Below are 13,393 nucleotides of genomic sequence, written 5' to 3' on the forward strand. Positions count from 1 at the left end.
GGCTCCAGACGGGTTGAGAATAACTCGACCCATATAGGAACGAAACGTTCCGTTTCTATACGCTGGCTTAGTCAATGTCAGCCTGTGGCCTAAGGTCGGCTGCGCCTCATCTGGCGCCGAAAATCGCCGATCCAACCCTGACACTGGTCGCGCCGAAGGCGATCGCGGTTTCGTAGTCGCCGGACATGCCCATGGAGAGCTTGTCGACGCCGGCCTCGAGCCCAAGCTTTTCCAGCAGCGCGAAATGCGGACCGGGGTTCTCGTCGGCCGGCGGAATGCACATCAGCCCTTCGATGGCGAGGGCGTGAACCGAGCGGCAGCGGGCGACGAAGGCGACAGCCTCGCGTGGCTCGATGCCGGCCTTTTGCGGCTCGGAGCCGGTGTTGACCTGGACATAGAGCCTTGGCGTCCTGCCCTGCCTGGCGATTTCCTTGGCCAGCTCTGCGGCGATCTTTTCACGGTCGATGGTTTCGATGACGTCGAACAATGCCACCGCTTCCTTGGCCTTGTTCGATTGCAGCGGACCGATCAGATGCAGCTCGACGTCGGGAAACGCCGTCCGCAGTGCCGGCCATTTGGCTTGTGCTTCCTGGACGCGGTTTTCGCCGAAGACGCGCTGGCCGGCCTCGATGACGGGGCGGATATCGGCGGCGTCGAAGGTTTTCGAGACCGCGACCAGCGTCACCGCTCCGGCCTCACGGCCTGCCTCGCGCTCGGCGGCAGCGATCCTTGCCTTGACCGTGAAAAGCTGTTCGGCGGCGCTCGCCATGCCTATATCCTGCCTGTGTTTGGCTTTTCGCCGGATCGCCGCAGTTGACGGGTCCGGCAATCCATGGTGAACACCGCGACGACATTTCCTGAGCCGCCCGGGCATTGTCCGGCGGCTCGCGCATGCTTTTAAGTGAAAAACACCCGATGGCAACCGAACGATACAATCCGCGCGCGTCAGAGCCCAAATGGCAGAAGGCCTGGGACGCCAAGAAGCTGTTCGAAGCCGACAATGACGACCCGCGCCCGAAATACTACGTGCTGGAGATGTTCCCCTATCCGTCCGGGCGCATCCATATCGGCCATACCCGCAACTATACGATGGGCGATGTGGTGGCGCGCTACAAGCGGGCCAAGGGTTTCAATGTGCTGCACCCGATGGGCTGGGACGCCTTTGGCATGCCAGCCGAAAACGCGGCGATGCAGAACAAGGTCCATCCCAAGGACTGGACCTATCAGAACATCGCCGCCATGCGCGAGCAGCTCAAGGTCATGGGCCTGTCGCTCGATTGGGCGCGCGAGTTCGCCACCTGCGATGTCGACTACTATCACCGCCAGCAGATGCTGTTCCTCGATTTCGTCGAGAAGGGGCTGGTGACGCGCAAATCCTCCAAGGTCAACTGGGATCCGGAGGACATGACGGTGCTTGCCAACGAGCAGGTCATCGACGGACGCGGCTGGCGCTCAGGCGCGCTGGTGGAACAGCGCGAGCTGACGCAGTGGTTCTTCAAGATCACCGATTATGCGCAGGATCTGCTGGATTCGCTCGATCAGCTCGACGACTGGCCGGAAAAAGTGAAGCTGATGCAGGCGAACTGGATCGGCCGTTCAGAAGGGCTGCTGATCCGCTGGCCGCTGGTCAAGCCAATCGCCGGCGAGCATGAGCTCGAAGTCTATACGACCAGGCCCGACACCATCTTCGGCGCGTCCTTCATGGCGATTGCGGCCGACCATCCGCTGGCCAAAAAGGCCGCCGAGGACAATCCGGCGGTGGCAAAGTTCATCGACGAAGTCCGCCATATGGGCACTTCGGCGGCGGCCTTGGAGACGGCCGAGAAGAAGGGTTTCGATACCGGCACTCGCGTCGTCCATCCGTTCGACGAGAGGTGGACGCTACCCGTCTACGTCGCCAATTTCGTGCTGATGGACTATGGCACCGGCGCCATCTTCGGCTGCCCGGCACATGACCAGCGCGACCTCGACTTCGCCAACAGATACGGCCTTCCGGTCATTCCGGTGGTGATGCCGGAAGGCGAGAATCAAGGAAGCTTCCAGGTCATCGACGAGGCTTACGTCGATGATGGCGCGATGATCAATTCGCGCTTCCTCGACGGCATGAAGCCGGATCAGGCATTCGACGAGGTGGCGAAGCTGCTGGAACAAAGGACCATCGGCAACCGGCCGATGGCCGAGCGCAAGGTGAATTTCCGCCTGCGCGACTGGGGCATTTCGCGCCAGCGCTATTGGGGCTGCCCGATCCCGATGATCCATTGCGAGGATTGCGGCGTGGTGCCGGTGCCGAAAGCCGACCTGCCGGTCAAGCTGCCGGACGACATCGAGTTCGACCGGCCGGGCAATCCGCTCGATCGCCATCCGACATGGCGGCACGTCAAATGCCCGCGTTGCGGCAAGGATGCGCGGCGCGAAACCGACACGATGGACACATTTGTCGATTCTTCGTGGTATTTCGCGCGCTTCACCGCGCCGTGGGCAAACGATCCGACCGATCCCGAGGCCGCGACTGAATGGCTGCCGGTCGACCAGTATATTGGCGGTATTGAGCATGCGATCCTGCATTTGCTCTATTCGCGCTTTTTCACCCGCGCCATGCGCGAGACCGGCCATGTCGATCTCGCCGAGCCGTTCAGGGGCCTGTTCACGCAAGGCATGGTGGTACACGAGACCTATCGGGTTGGCGGCGCCTCGAACGGCCGCTGGCTTGCGCCAAGCGAGGTCAGGCTGGAAGACGCCGACGGCAAGCGCCGCGCCTTCGAAATCGCCACCGGCGAAGAGGCGGTGATCGGTCCGCTCGAAAAAATGTCGAAGTCGAAGAAGAATACGGTGAGTCCGGAAGAGATCACCGACGGCTACGGCGCCGATACGGCGCGCTGGTTCATGCTGTCGGACTCGCCGCCCGAGCGCGATGTCGAATGGACCGACGAGGGTGCGGCCGGCGCGCATCGCTTCATCCAGCGCATCTGGCGCCTGGTGTCGACGGCTGCCGAATCGCTCGCCGGAGTCCGGCCAGAGGCGGCGAAGGACGGCGAGGCCGGGACAGTGTCCAAGGCCGCGCACAAGATCCTGAAGTTGGTCGGCGAGGATATCGAAAAGCTCGCCTTCAACCGCGCCATCGCCCGCATCTATGAGCTCGCCAATGCCTTGACCGTACCGCTCAACGAGGCGGCAGAGGGCAAGGCCGGTCCGGCCCTGCAAGCGGCCTGCCGTGAGGCCGTCGAGATCCTGGTGCACCTGATCGCGCCGGTCATGCCGCATCTGGCCGAGGAGTGCTGGCAGACGCTCGGCGGCACCGACCTTGTCGCCGAACGGCCCTGGCCGGACTACGATGCCTCGCTTGTCGTCGACGCCGAGATCGTGCTGCCGGTCCAGGTCAACGGCAAGAAGCGCGGTGATTTGACAATTGCCCGCGACGCGGACCAAGGTGCGGTCGAAAAAGCGGTTCTGGCTCTCGAGTTCGTGCAGAAAGCGCTCGAAGGTAAGGCGCCGCGCAAGGTGATCATCGTGCCGCAGAGGATCGTCAATGTCGTTGCCTGATCCGAAAAAAGCGGAGCTGACGCTGCGCCGTGTCGTGCTTTACGGGCTGCTCGCCTCGGTGGCGCTGGTTTCCGCCTGCACGGTGCGGCCGCTCTATTCGAGCGCGCCGCTGATCGCCGGCTCGCAGGTCGGCGCCGCTGCCGAGCTGGCATCGATCTCGGTCAAGCCGGTCAAGACCCGCTACGCCCAGCAGGTCCGCAACAATTTGATCTTCGCGCTCGGCCAGGGCGCCGGCGAGCCGGCTTCGCCGGTCTATTCGCTTGATCTCGGCGTCTCCGAACTCGTCGAATCGGCGGCAATCGAGCAGGTCACGACCGACGAGGACGAGCCGACCGCCGGCACTGTGACGCTGACTGCCAACTATGTGCTCAGCGATGCCAAGACGGGCACGGTCATAGCGAGGGGCAAGCGCTCGATTCCGTCGTCATACGACAGGCCGCGCCAGGAATTCGCGTCATACCGGGCCCAGATCGACGCCGAGAACCGTGCGGCGCGCGAGCTGGCAGATGTGCTGCGGCTGTCGATTGCCCAGGATCTGATCAAGCACGGCAGGCCGGCGGCAAGCTAGGTCTTTCCAGAGTGCGCAATCTGCAAAAAAAGGCCGATTGCTCGGCCTTTTTTGTTCGTAGGACAGTCGCTTCAGCCGATCTTCTGCCCGGTCTTTGCCCAGTCGGCGAGGAACAGTTCCAGGCCCTTGTCGGTCAGCGGGTGCTTGACCAGCGCCTTGAGCGTCGCCGGCGGCGCGGTGATGACATCGGCACCGATCAGCGCCGCCTGCTTGACATGGTTCACGGTACGCACCGAAGCGGTCAGGATTTCAGTCTGGAAGTCATAATTGTCGTAGATGGTGCGGATATCGGCAATCAGCTCCATGCCGTCCCAGCCGCTGTCGTCGATGCGGCCGACGAAGGGCGAGATGAAGGAGGCGCCGGCCTTGGCGGCGAGCAGCGCCTGGGTGGCCGAGAAGCACAGCGTGACGTTGACCATGCGGCCGTCCGACCGGATGTCCTTGCAGGCTCTCAGGCCGTCGAGCGTCAGCGGCACCTTGATGCAGACATTGTCGGCGATCCTGGCCAGGATCTTGGCCTCCGCCATCATGTCCTTGTATTCGGTGGCGACGACTTCGGCCGAGACTGGGCCCTTGACGATCTCGCAGATCTCTCTTGTGACGTCGGCGATCTTGCCGCCGGATTTCAGGATCAGCGACGGATTGGTGGTTACGCCGTCGAGCAGCCCCAAATCGTTCAGCTCGCGGATTTCCTTGACATCGGCGGTGTCGACAAAAAATTTCATGGCGGTCTCCTGAAGATTTTTCATGTGCACGTCATGCACATTTGGGGTCGGACTTTGATCTAGACCAAAGTCGGGGCAAGGTCACGCCTCATGATCGAAGATTCGCCCTTTGTCGCGGCCGCACCGGTGCTGGTGCCGATGCCCGCCGAGCGCCCCTACACCTATGCCGTACCGGCTGGCATGCGCGTCGTGCCGGGCTCGATCGTGCGCGTTCCGCTTGGGCCCCGCCAGGTCGCCGGCATCGTCTGGGACGGCGCCGTCGAAAAGGTCGACGCGAAGAAATTGCGGCCGATCGAGCAGGTTTTCGACTGCCCGCCGATCGACCGCGCGATGCGGCGTTTTGTCGATTGGGTGGCGCAGTACACGCTGTCGCCGCCCGGCATGGTGGCGCGCATGCTGCTCAGGGCGCCGGAGGCGTTCGATCCGGAGCCGTGGATCGAAGGGCTGCAGCGCACCTTCGCCAAGCCCGACCGGATGACGGAGGCGAGGATGCGCGTGCTGGAGACAGCCGAAGGCGGACTTGCCTGGACACGATCCGGCCTGGCGCATGCGGCAGGCGTGTCGTCGACGGTGGTGGACGGGCTGCGGGCGCAGGGCGTATTCCAGACGGTGATGATCCCGCCGCGGCCGGTGGTCGCAGCACCCGATCCCGGCTACGCCGTGCCTTCACTGATGCCGGACCAGAGCGAAGCAGCCGAGATGCTGCGCACCAACGTCGCGACCGGCACATTCGGCGTCACCCTGCTCGATGGTGTAACCGGATCCGGCAAGACGGAGGTCTATTTCGAGGCGGTTGCGGCCGCGCTCGATCGCGGCAAGCAGGTGCTGATCCTGCTGCCGGAAATTGCGCTGACCCACGCTTTTCTCGAACGCTTCCAGGAGCGGTTCGGTGCCAAGCCGGCGGAATGGCACTCGGATCTGCCGCCAAGGATGCGCGAAAAGGTCTGGCGGCAGGTAGCGGAAGGCGGCGTGCGGGTCGTCGCCGGCGCGCGCTCGGCGCTGTTCCTGCCGTTCAGGGAGCTTGGATTGATCGTAGTCGACGAAGAGCACGATCCCGCCTACAAGCAGGAGGATCGCGTCTTTTACAACGCGCGCGACATGGCCGTGGTGCGCAGCCATATCGGCGGCTTTCCGGTCGTGCTCGCCTCGGCGACACCGTCGGTCGAAAGCCGGGTCAATGCCAGCCAGGGCCGCTACAGCAGGGCGGTGCTTTCGGCGCGCTTTGCCGAGGCGGCACTTCCCGATCTCAAGACGATCGACATGCGCCGCGCGCCGCCTGCACGCGGCGGCTTCCTGTCGCCTGTACTGCTCGGCCATATACGGCAGACGCTGGAAAGAAAGGAACAGTCGCTGCTGTTCCTCAACCGGCGCGGTTATGCGCCGCTGACGCTCTGCCGGGTCTGCGGCCATCGCTTCGGCTGTCCGGTCTGCTCGGCCTGGCTGGTCGAGCACCGCTTTCGCGGCCAGCTCGTCTGCCACCACTGCGGGCACAATGAACGCCGGCCCGAAGCCTGTCCGGAATGCGGCACGCTCGATCATCTGGTCGCCTGCGGGCCGGGCGTCGAGCGCATCGCCGAGGAGGTCGTCGCGCATTTCCCCGATGCCCGCACCATCGTACTGTCGTCCGACCTGATGGGCGGCGTGCGGCGGCTGCGGCTCGAGCTTGAAGCCATCGCCAATGGCGAGGCCGACATCGTCATCGGCACGCAACTCGTCGCCAAGGGCCATAATTTCCCCAACATGACGCTGGTCGGTGTGGTCGATGCCGATCTCGGCCTTGCCAATGGCGACCCGCGCGCCGCCGAGCGCACCTTCCAACTGCTCAGCCAGGTGACCGGCCGCGCCGGTCGCACCGGCAAGAAAAGCCTCGGCCTGCTGCAGACCTTCCAACCCGACCACCCGGTGATGCGCGCGATCGTCTCAGGCGATGCCGAGGCCTTCTACGAGCGCGAGATCGCCGAGCGTGAGCGGGCGGGGCTGCCGCCCTTCGGCAGGCTCGCCGGCGTCATCGTCAGCGCGGCGACACGGGCCGAAGCCGAAGGGCACGCCCGTGGCCTGCGTCGCGCCGCGCCGCAAGCCGCCGACCTATTCGTGCTCGGCCCGGCCGAGGCGCCGCTGTCATTGATCGGCGGCCGCCATCGCTTTCGCCTGCTGATCCAGGGCGAGCGGCGCGCCGACATGCAAGGGTTCATTCGCACCATGCTGGCCGAGGGACCGAAGATAAGGGGCTCGGTGCGAGTCCAGGTCGACATCGACCCGCAGAGCTTTTTGTAAGCTGTCGAATTACCCTTTCGAGGCGCGTTCGGTGAATGGGTTCAGGTAAGGCACGTCGAGAATCGCAAAATGCCGGGTGTTGGCCGTCAAAACTGACAGGCCGTGCAAACGGGCAGTAGCTGCGATCAGAACGTCCGCCAGACCCGGATTGGCGCCTCTGGCGATCGTGGCGTCTTCCAGTTTTCCGGCTTCTCGCGCGATTGCTAAATCGATGGGAAGGATTCGCTGGTTGAACTCTAGAAGCAACCTTTCGAACCACTCATTGATGCGCTCTGCCTTCATATGCCCGCCCGCCCGCTTCAGTTTCGCGATTCCTCGTTCCACCTCCAAGATGACGATCGACGAGAGCTGCCAAGAGCCGCGTTCTCCTTGGTCGGCAACCCAGTTCTGCACGTGTGACGGAAACAAAGGCCGACCGGGTGCAAATGCCGAGAGAAAAGACGTCTCAAGCAGATAGCCGGTCAAAACTCCACTTCCCGCGACGGCGATTCGTTTCGCTCAAGCTCAATGCCGCCTGGATACTGAAGCAGGAAATCCACGAAGTCTTTTTGGCTGTTCTGCGGATAAAGTTTCCGTCCCTCACCGATTGGCACCACCATGACTGCGGGCTTGCCGTGCTTGGTGATAACCGTGGGCTCACCGTTCTCGGCAGCCTTCACAAGTGCGGAAAGGCTGGCCTTTGCCTCTCGTAGTTGCATCGTCTTCATGCCCGGAACCCTTGTGGTCTCATGTAGTCACAATATGGGAATTGTGCACAAAAAACAGCGCGTTGTGTAACGTCCTGTTAGCCCGGTCGAGACAACGGTCGGGCTCGCGTTGGGCTGACGCGCCGTAAATTGCGACGGCCCATCTGGCGCATGTCTCTTGCTTCGCTAGAATGCCCGAAAATTTTGAATATCCATTTACGAGGGGACAAGGATGGAATTTGCGTTTCCATGGCCGATGAGCCAGGGCGAGTGGCTGGCATGGTCAAGCGCCGTCGTGACCTTGCTTTTCGGGCTGCTGCTGTTCCTGGCGCCAGGGCTGGCCTTCCGGATTCTCAGGCTGCAGGTCAAGCCCGAGAAGGCGGCGGCGATCGCCGAAGGTCGCGGCAGGATGTCGGGCTTCTATCTCGGTGTCAGCCTGTGCTGCATCCTCTTGGCGCAGCCGCTGCTCTATATGGCGCTCGGCTTCTCCTGGCTGTTCACCGCCTTCGGCCGGCTGCTATCGATGATGTCGGACGGCGCCAACACGCCGTTCAACTGGGCTTCCATCGTCGTCGAGCTGGTGCTGGCGGCGCTGCCGCTTGCCTTCGCCTTCGGCTTTTTGCCCTGAATCAGGGATCAATCCGGGGTTGGTTGCTGAACTCGCCCGGCGGATGCGACAATAGTGCCTGAAAACCATGCCGGACGACGCATTGCGGTCTGAAAATGCCTGTGCTAGACGGCAATCGACTTTCGACCGGGGATAGCGGAAGCCGCGCCTCCGTGCTTGGAAAAATGCAGTAAGGTCAAAGATTTAGCCAGCGTTTTTGCTCGCGCCAACAATCTGCGGCCTGTCAGACAAGAGAAAAGACGGTCCGTGGCCCAATCGTCATCGCCAATCTCAGGTGTCGCAGAACGCTATGCGGGTTCGCTGTTCGAACTCGCGCTGCAGGCCAATTCGGTCGCCGGCGTCGAGGCCGACCTCAACAGGTTCGAAACGATGCTCGAAGGCAGCGCTGACCTTTCGCGGCTGATCAGGAGCCCTGTCTTCTCCAGCGAGGACCAGGCCAAGGCGATCGCCGCGATCGCCGACAGAGCAGGGATTACCGGCCTCACCGGCAATTTCCTGCGCGTCGTTGCCCAGAATCGCCGGCTGTTCGCCGTGCCCGGCATGATCAAGGCGTTCCGCCAGATCGCCGCCGAACACCGCGGCGAGACCGCTGCCGAGGTCACCTCGGCGCATGCGCTGACGCCTGCCCAGGAAACCGAGCTGAAAGCAGCGCTGAAAAGCGTCGCCGGCAAGGACGTGGCGATCACGGTCACCGTCGATCCGTCGCTGCTCGGCGGACTGGTGGTCAAGATCGGCTCGCGCCAGATCGATACGTCGCTCAAAACCAAACTCAATTCGCTCAAGCTTGCACTGAAAGAGGTCGGCTGATGGACATCCGCGCCGCGGAAATTTCCGCAATTCTGAAAGACCAGATCAAGAATTTCGGCAAGGAGGCCGAGGTCTCCGAAGTCGGCCAGGTGCTGTCCGTCGGTGACGGTATCGCCCGCGTCTACGGCCTCGACAATGTCCAGGCCGGCGAGATGGTCGAGTTCCCCGGCGGCATCCGCGGCATGGCGCTCAACCTCGAAGCCGACAATGTCGGCGTCGTCATCTTCGGCGCCGACCGCGACATCAAGGAAGGCGACACCGTCAAGCGCACCGGCGCCATCGTCGATGCGCCCGTCGGCATGGGCCTGCTCGGCCGCGTCGTCGACGCGCTCGGCAACCCGATCGACGGCAAAGGCCCGATCCAGGCCACCGAACGCAAGCGCGTCGACGTCAAGGCGCCCGGCATCATCCCGCGCAAATCGGTGAACGAGCCGATGTCGACTGGCCTCAAGGCCATCGACGCGCTGATCCCGGTCGGCCGCGGCCAGCGCGAGCTGGTCATCGGCGACCGCCAGACCGGCAAGACCGCGATCATCCTCGACACCATGCTCAACCAGAAATCGGTGCACGACAACGGCCCTGAGAAGGAAAAGCTGTACTGCGTCTATGTCGCCGTCGGCCAGAAGCGCTCGACGGTGGCGCAGTTCGTCAAGGTCCTGGAAGAGCGCGGCGCGCTCGACTATTCGATCATCATCGCCGCGACCGCCTCCGATCCGGCGCCGATGCAGTTCCTGGCGCCGTTCACCGCCTGCACCATGGGCGAATATTTCCGCGACAACGGCATGCACGCGCTGATCAGCTACGACGACCTGTCGAAGCAGGCCGTCGCCTATCGCCAGATGTCGCTGCTGCTGCGCCGTCCGCCGGGCCGCGAGGCCTATCCCGGCGACGTCTTCTACCTGCACTCGCGCCTGCTCGAGCGCGCCGCCAAGCTTAATGACGAAAATGGCGGTGGGTCTCTGACTGCGCTGCCGATCATCGAAACGCAGGCCAACGACGTGTCGGCCTATATCCCGACCAACGTCATCTCGATCACCGACGGCCAGATCTTCCTGGAAACCAATCTGTTCTTCCAGGGCGTGCGCCCGGCGGTCAATGTCGGCCTTTCGGTGTCGCGCGTCGGCTCCTCGGCGCAGATCAAGGCGATGAAGCAGGTTGCCGGATCGATCAAGGGCGAGCTCGCGCAGTACCGCGAAATGGCTGCTTTCGCGCAGTTCGGCTCCGACCTCGATGCCGCCACGCAACGCCTGCTCAACCGCGGCTCGCGCCTGACCGAGCTGTTGAAGCAGCCGCAATTCTCGCCGCTCAAGGTCGAGGAGCAGGTCGCGGTGATCTTCGCCGGCGTCAACGGCTATCTCGACAAGCTGACGATCAACCAGGTCGGCAAGTTCGAGCATGGCCTGTTGTCGCATATGCGCTCGGCCGGCAAGGACGTGCTCGACGGCATCCGCAAGGAGAAGGCGCTGTCCGACGATCTGCGCGCCAGGCTGAAGGCAGAAATCGACGCCTTCGCCAAGACCTTTGCTTGAGCAGGACGGACGGGATCAGGTTTGAAGCATGCCTTCGTTAAAAGACCTTCGTAACCGTATCGCCTCGGTCAAGGCGACGCAGAAGATCACCAAGGCGATGCAGATGGTCGCCGCGGCGAAGCTGCGTCGCGCGCAGGAAGCGGCGGAAGCGGCGCGTCCCTATTCGGAGCGCATGGGCGCGGTGCTGGCCAATATCACCCAGGCGATCGGCGGCGGCGGCGATGCCCCGGCGCTGATGACCGGCACCGGCAAGGACGACGTGCATCTGCTTGTTGTCTGCACGGCCGAACGCGGCCTGTGCGGCGGCTTCAATTCGCAGATCGCCCGTTTTGCCCGCGACCACATCCGCAAGCTTCTGGCCGACGGCAAGCAGGTCAAGATCATCTGCGTCGGCAAGAAGGGGTTTGACATATTGCGCCGCGACTACGGCGCGCTGATCATCGAGCGTGTCGACCTGCGCGAGGTCAAGACGCTGGGCTTCGTCAATGCCGATGCCATCGCCAAGAAGGTGATCCACCTGTTCAACGAAGGCGGCTTCGATATCTGCACGCTGTTCTATTCGCAGTTCAAGTCGGTGATCAGCCAGATCCCGACGGCGCAGCAAATTATCCCGGCGGGCGCGCCTGCGGCTGGCGCGGAAGTGAGGGATGGCGGCAGCGCCGTCTACGAATACGAGCCGGAGCCGGGCGAGATCCTCTCCGATCTCATCCCGCGCAACATTTCCGTGCAGGTTTTTCGCGCGCTGCTCGAGAATGCTGCCGGCGAGATGGGCGCCAAGATGAGCGCCATGGACAATGCGACGCGCAACGCCGGCGACATGATCAACAAATTGTCGATCACCTACAACCGCCAGCGGCAGGCGCAGATCACCAAGGAATTGATCGAAATCATTTCGGGCGCCGAGGCGCTCTAGGCACGCTCACAAGGAGGTCATCGACCTCAAGCGTGTGAGAAACAAAGAGACGAAAAGGGTAAGGACGATGGCGAAAGCAGCGACCCCGAAGACGGCAGCCCCGAAGACCGCGGCACCAGCGAAGGCTCCGGCAGCAGCAAAGGCCGCTCCGGCCAAGAAAGCGGCAGCAACCAAGGTCGCCGCTGTGAATGCGCCGGCCGCCACCATCAAGAAAACCGGCCTGGCAGGCAAGGTTCGCCAGGTCATCGGCGCCGTTGTCGACGTCCAGTTCGGCGAACATCTACCGGCGATCCTGAACGCGCTTGAGACGATCAACGTCGGCAATCGCCTGGTGCTAGAGGTGGCCCAGCATCTGGGCGAAAACACCGTGCGCTGCATCGCCATGGACTCGACCGAAGGTTTGGTCCGTGGCCAGGACGTCTATGATACCGGCGCTCCGATCACCGTGCCGGTCGGCCCGGGCATGCTCGGCCGCATCATCAACGTCATCGGCGAGCCGGTCGACGAGGCAGGCCCGGTCGACGGCATCGAGATGCGCTCGATCCATCAGCCGGCGCCGACCTATGTCGAGCAGTCGACGGAAGCGCAGATCCTGGTCACCGGCATCAAGGTGCTCGACCTGCTGGCCCCCTATGCCCGCGGCGGCAAGATCGGCCTGTTCGGCGGCGCCGGCGTCGGCAAGACGGTGCTGATCCAGGAACTGATCAACAACGTCGCCAAGGCGCATGGCGGCTTCTCGGTGTTCGCCGGCGTCGGCGAGCGCACCCGCGAAGGCAACGACCTCTATCACGAGTTCATCGAGTCCGGCGTCAACAAGAAGGGCGGCGGCGAAGGCTCCAAGGCCGCGCTCGTCTATGGCCAGATGAACGAGCCGCCGGGCGCCCGCGCCCGCGTCGGCCTGACCGGGCTGACGGTTGCCGAATATTTCCGCGATCAGGGCCAGGACGTGCTGTTCTTCGTAGACAACATCTTCCGTTTCACGCAGGCGGGCTCGGAAGTGTCGGCGCTGCTCGGCCGCATTCCTTCGGCCGTGGGCTACCAGCCGACGCTGGCTACCGACATGGGGGCGCTGCAGGAGCGTATCACCACGACGACCAAGGGTTCGATCACCTCGGTGCAGGCGATCTATGTGCCGGCCGACGACCTGACCGACCCTGCACCGGCGACCTCGTTCGCCCACCTCGACGCGACGACCGTGCTCAACCGTGCGATTTCGGAAAAGGGCATCTATCCGGCGGTCGATCCGCTCGATTCGACCTCGCGCATGCTCGACCCGATGGTTGTCGGCGAAGAGCATTACCAGGTCGCCCGCCAGGTGCAGTCGATCCTTCAGCGCTACAAGTCGCTGCAGGACATCATCGCCATCCTGGGCATGGACGAGCTGTCGGAAGAGGATAAGCAGACCGTGGCCCGCGCCCGCAAGATCGAGCGCTTCCTGTCGCAGCCCTTCTTCGTCGCCGAAGTGTTCACCGGCGCACCGGGCAAGCTGGTCGACCTCGCCGACACCATCAAGGGCTTCAAGGGCCTTTGCAACGGCGACTACGACCATCTGCCAGAAGCCGCCTTCTACATGGTCGGCGGCATCGAGGAAGCGGTCGAGAAGGCACAGCGCCTGGCCGCTGAAGCGGCCTGATGGTGAATGGTCAATAGTGAATTGTGAATGGGGAGTAGCGGATAGGAAATCGGGGCTGAGTGAAGGTCATTCTTTCTGACCGTTCACCAT

The 13,393-nt window shown here is 63.3% G+C and carries 12 protein-coding genes; 8 read left to right on the forward strand and 4 right to left on the reverse strand.

From position 1 onward, the window contains the following. Positions 1-106: 106 nt before the first annotated feature. Complete coding sequence (locus NKH04_RS02215) at positions 107-769, reverse strand: YggS family pyridoxal phosphate-dependent enzyme (RefSeq protein ID WP_352834051.1); 663 nt, start codon at positions 767-769, stop codon at positions 107-109. Between the two features lie 146 nt (positions 770-915). Here NKH04_RS02215 and leuS point away from each other — a divergent pair, with 146 nt between their 5' ends. Both leuS and NKH04_RS02225 read left to right on the forward strand, forming a co-directional pair. Continuing rightward, the gene (leuS, locus tag NKH04_RS02220; protein WP_352834048.1) at positions 916-3,540 is read left to right on the forward strand and encodes a leucine--tRNA ligase; all 2,625 of its coding nucleotides are present in this window, start codon (positions 916-918) and stop codon (positions 3,538-3,540) included. Continuing rightward, on the forward strand, positions 3,527-4,108 hold the full coding sequence (locus NKH04_RS02225) for an LPS assembly lipoprotein LptE (protein WP_352613270.1): 582 nt from the start codon (positions 3,527-3,529) through the stop codon (positions 4,106-4,108). Before leuS ends, NKH04_RS02225 begins: the two co-directional genes overlap by 14 nt. A gap of 71 nt (positions 4,109-4,179) precedes the next feature. Here NKH04_RS02225 and fsa read toward each other — a convergent pair whose 3' ends face one another. Next, positions 4,180-4,833, reverse strand: a complete 654-nt coding sequence (gene fsa / locus NKH04_RS02230) for a fructose-6-phosphate aldolase (protein WP_023678103.1) — start codon at positions 4,831-4,833, stop codon at positions 4,180-4,182. 90 nt (positions 4,834-4,923) lie between these two features. Here fsa and NKH04_RS02235 point away from each other — a divergent pair, with 90 nt between their 5' ends. Next, on the forward strand, positions 4,924-7,107 hold the full coding sequence (locus tag NKH04_RS02235; RefSeq protein WP_352834045.1) for a primosomal protein N': 2,184 nt from the start codon (positions 4,924-4,926) through the stop codon (positions 7,105-7,107). Positions 7,108-7,116: 9 nt separating this feature from the next. Here the strand turns inward: NKH04_RS02235 and NKH04_RS02240 are convergent, their stop codons facing one another. Both NKH04_RS02240 and NKH04_RS02245 read right to left on the reverse strand, forming a co-directional pair. After that, complete coding sequence (locus NKH04_RS02240) at positions 7,117-7,572, reverse strand: type II toxin-antitoxin system VapC family toxin (protein WP_352834042.1); 456 nt, start codon at positions 7,570-7,572, stop codon at positions 7,117-7,119. After that, a complete protein-coding gene (locus tag NKH04_RS02245) occupies positions 7,569-7,814 on the reverse strand; it encodes a type II toxin-antitoxin system Phd/YefM family antitoxin (protein WP_352834039.1) in 246 nt (81 codons plus the stop codon). Before NKH04_RS02245 ends, NKH04_RS02240 begins: the two co-directional genes overlap by 4 nt. 211 nt (positions 7,815-8,025) lie before the next feature. On the opposite strand from NKH04_RS02245, the gene NKH04_RS02250 reads away from it, so the two are divergent. The 5 genes from NKH04_RS02250 (at position 8,026) to atpD (ending at position 13,303) form a co-directional block, all read left to right on the forward strand. Continuing rightward, entirely contained in the window at positions 8,026-8,421 is a 396-nt protein-coding gene (locus NKH04_RS02250) for an AGROH133_08824 family phage infection protein (protein ID WP_352500793.1), read from the forward strand. 246 nt (positions 8,422-8,667) lie between these two features. Next, entirely contained in the window at positions 8,668-9,228 is a 561-nt protein-coding gene (locus tag NKH04_RS02255) for a F0F1 ATP synthase subunit delta (RefSeq protein WP_352504886.1), read from the forward strand. Next, positions 9,228-10,757 (forward strand): F0F1 ATP synthase subunit alpha, encoded by a 1,530-nt coding sequence (gene atpA, locus NKH04_RS02260; RefSeq protein ID WP_352471281.1) that lies wholly within the window; start codon positions 9,228-9,230, stop codon positions 10,755-10,757. Before NKH04_RS02255 ends, atpA begins: the two co-directional genes overlap by 1 nt. A gap of 28 nt (positions 10,758-10,785) precedes the next feature. After that, positions 10,786-11,670, forward strand: a complete 885-nt coding sequence (locus tag NKH04_RS02265; protein ID WP_352471280.1) for a F0F1 ATP synthase subunit gamma — start codon at positions 10,786-10,788, stop codon at positions 11,668-11,670. Positions 11,671-11,737: 67 nt separating this feature from the next. Then, complete coding sequence (gene atpD / locus NKH04_RS02270; protein ID WP_352834035.1) at positions 11,738-13,303, forward strand: F0F1 ATP synthase subunit beta; 1,566 nt, start codon at positions 11,738-11,740, stop codon at positions 13,301-13,303. Positions 13,304-13,393 lie beyond the last annotated feature (90 nt).

The organism is Mesorhizobium sp. M1365, from assembly GCF_040317865.1.
Classification (GTDB): domain Bacteria; phylum Pseudomonadota; class Alphaproteobacteria; order Rhizobiales; family Rhizobiaceae; genus Mesorhizobium.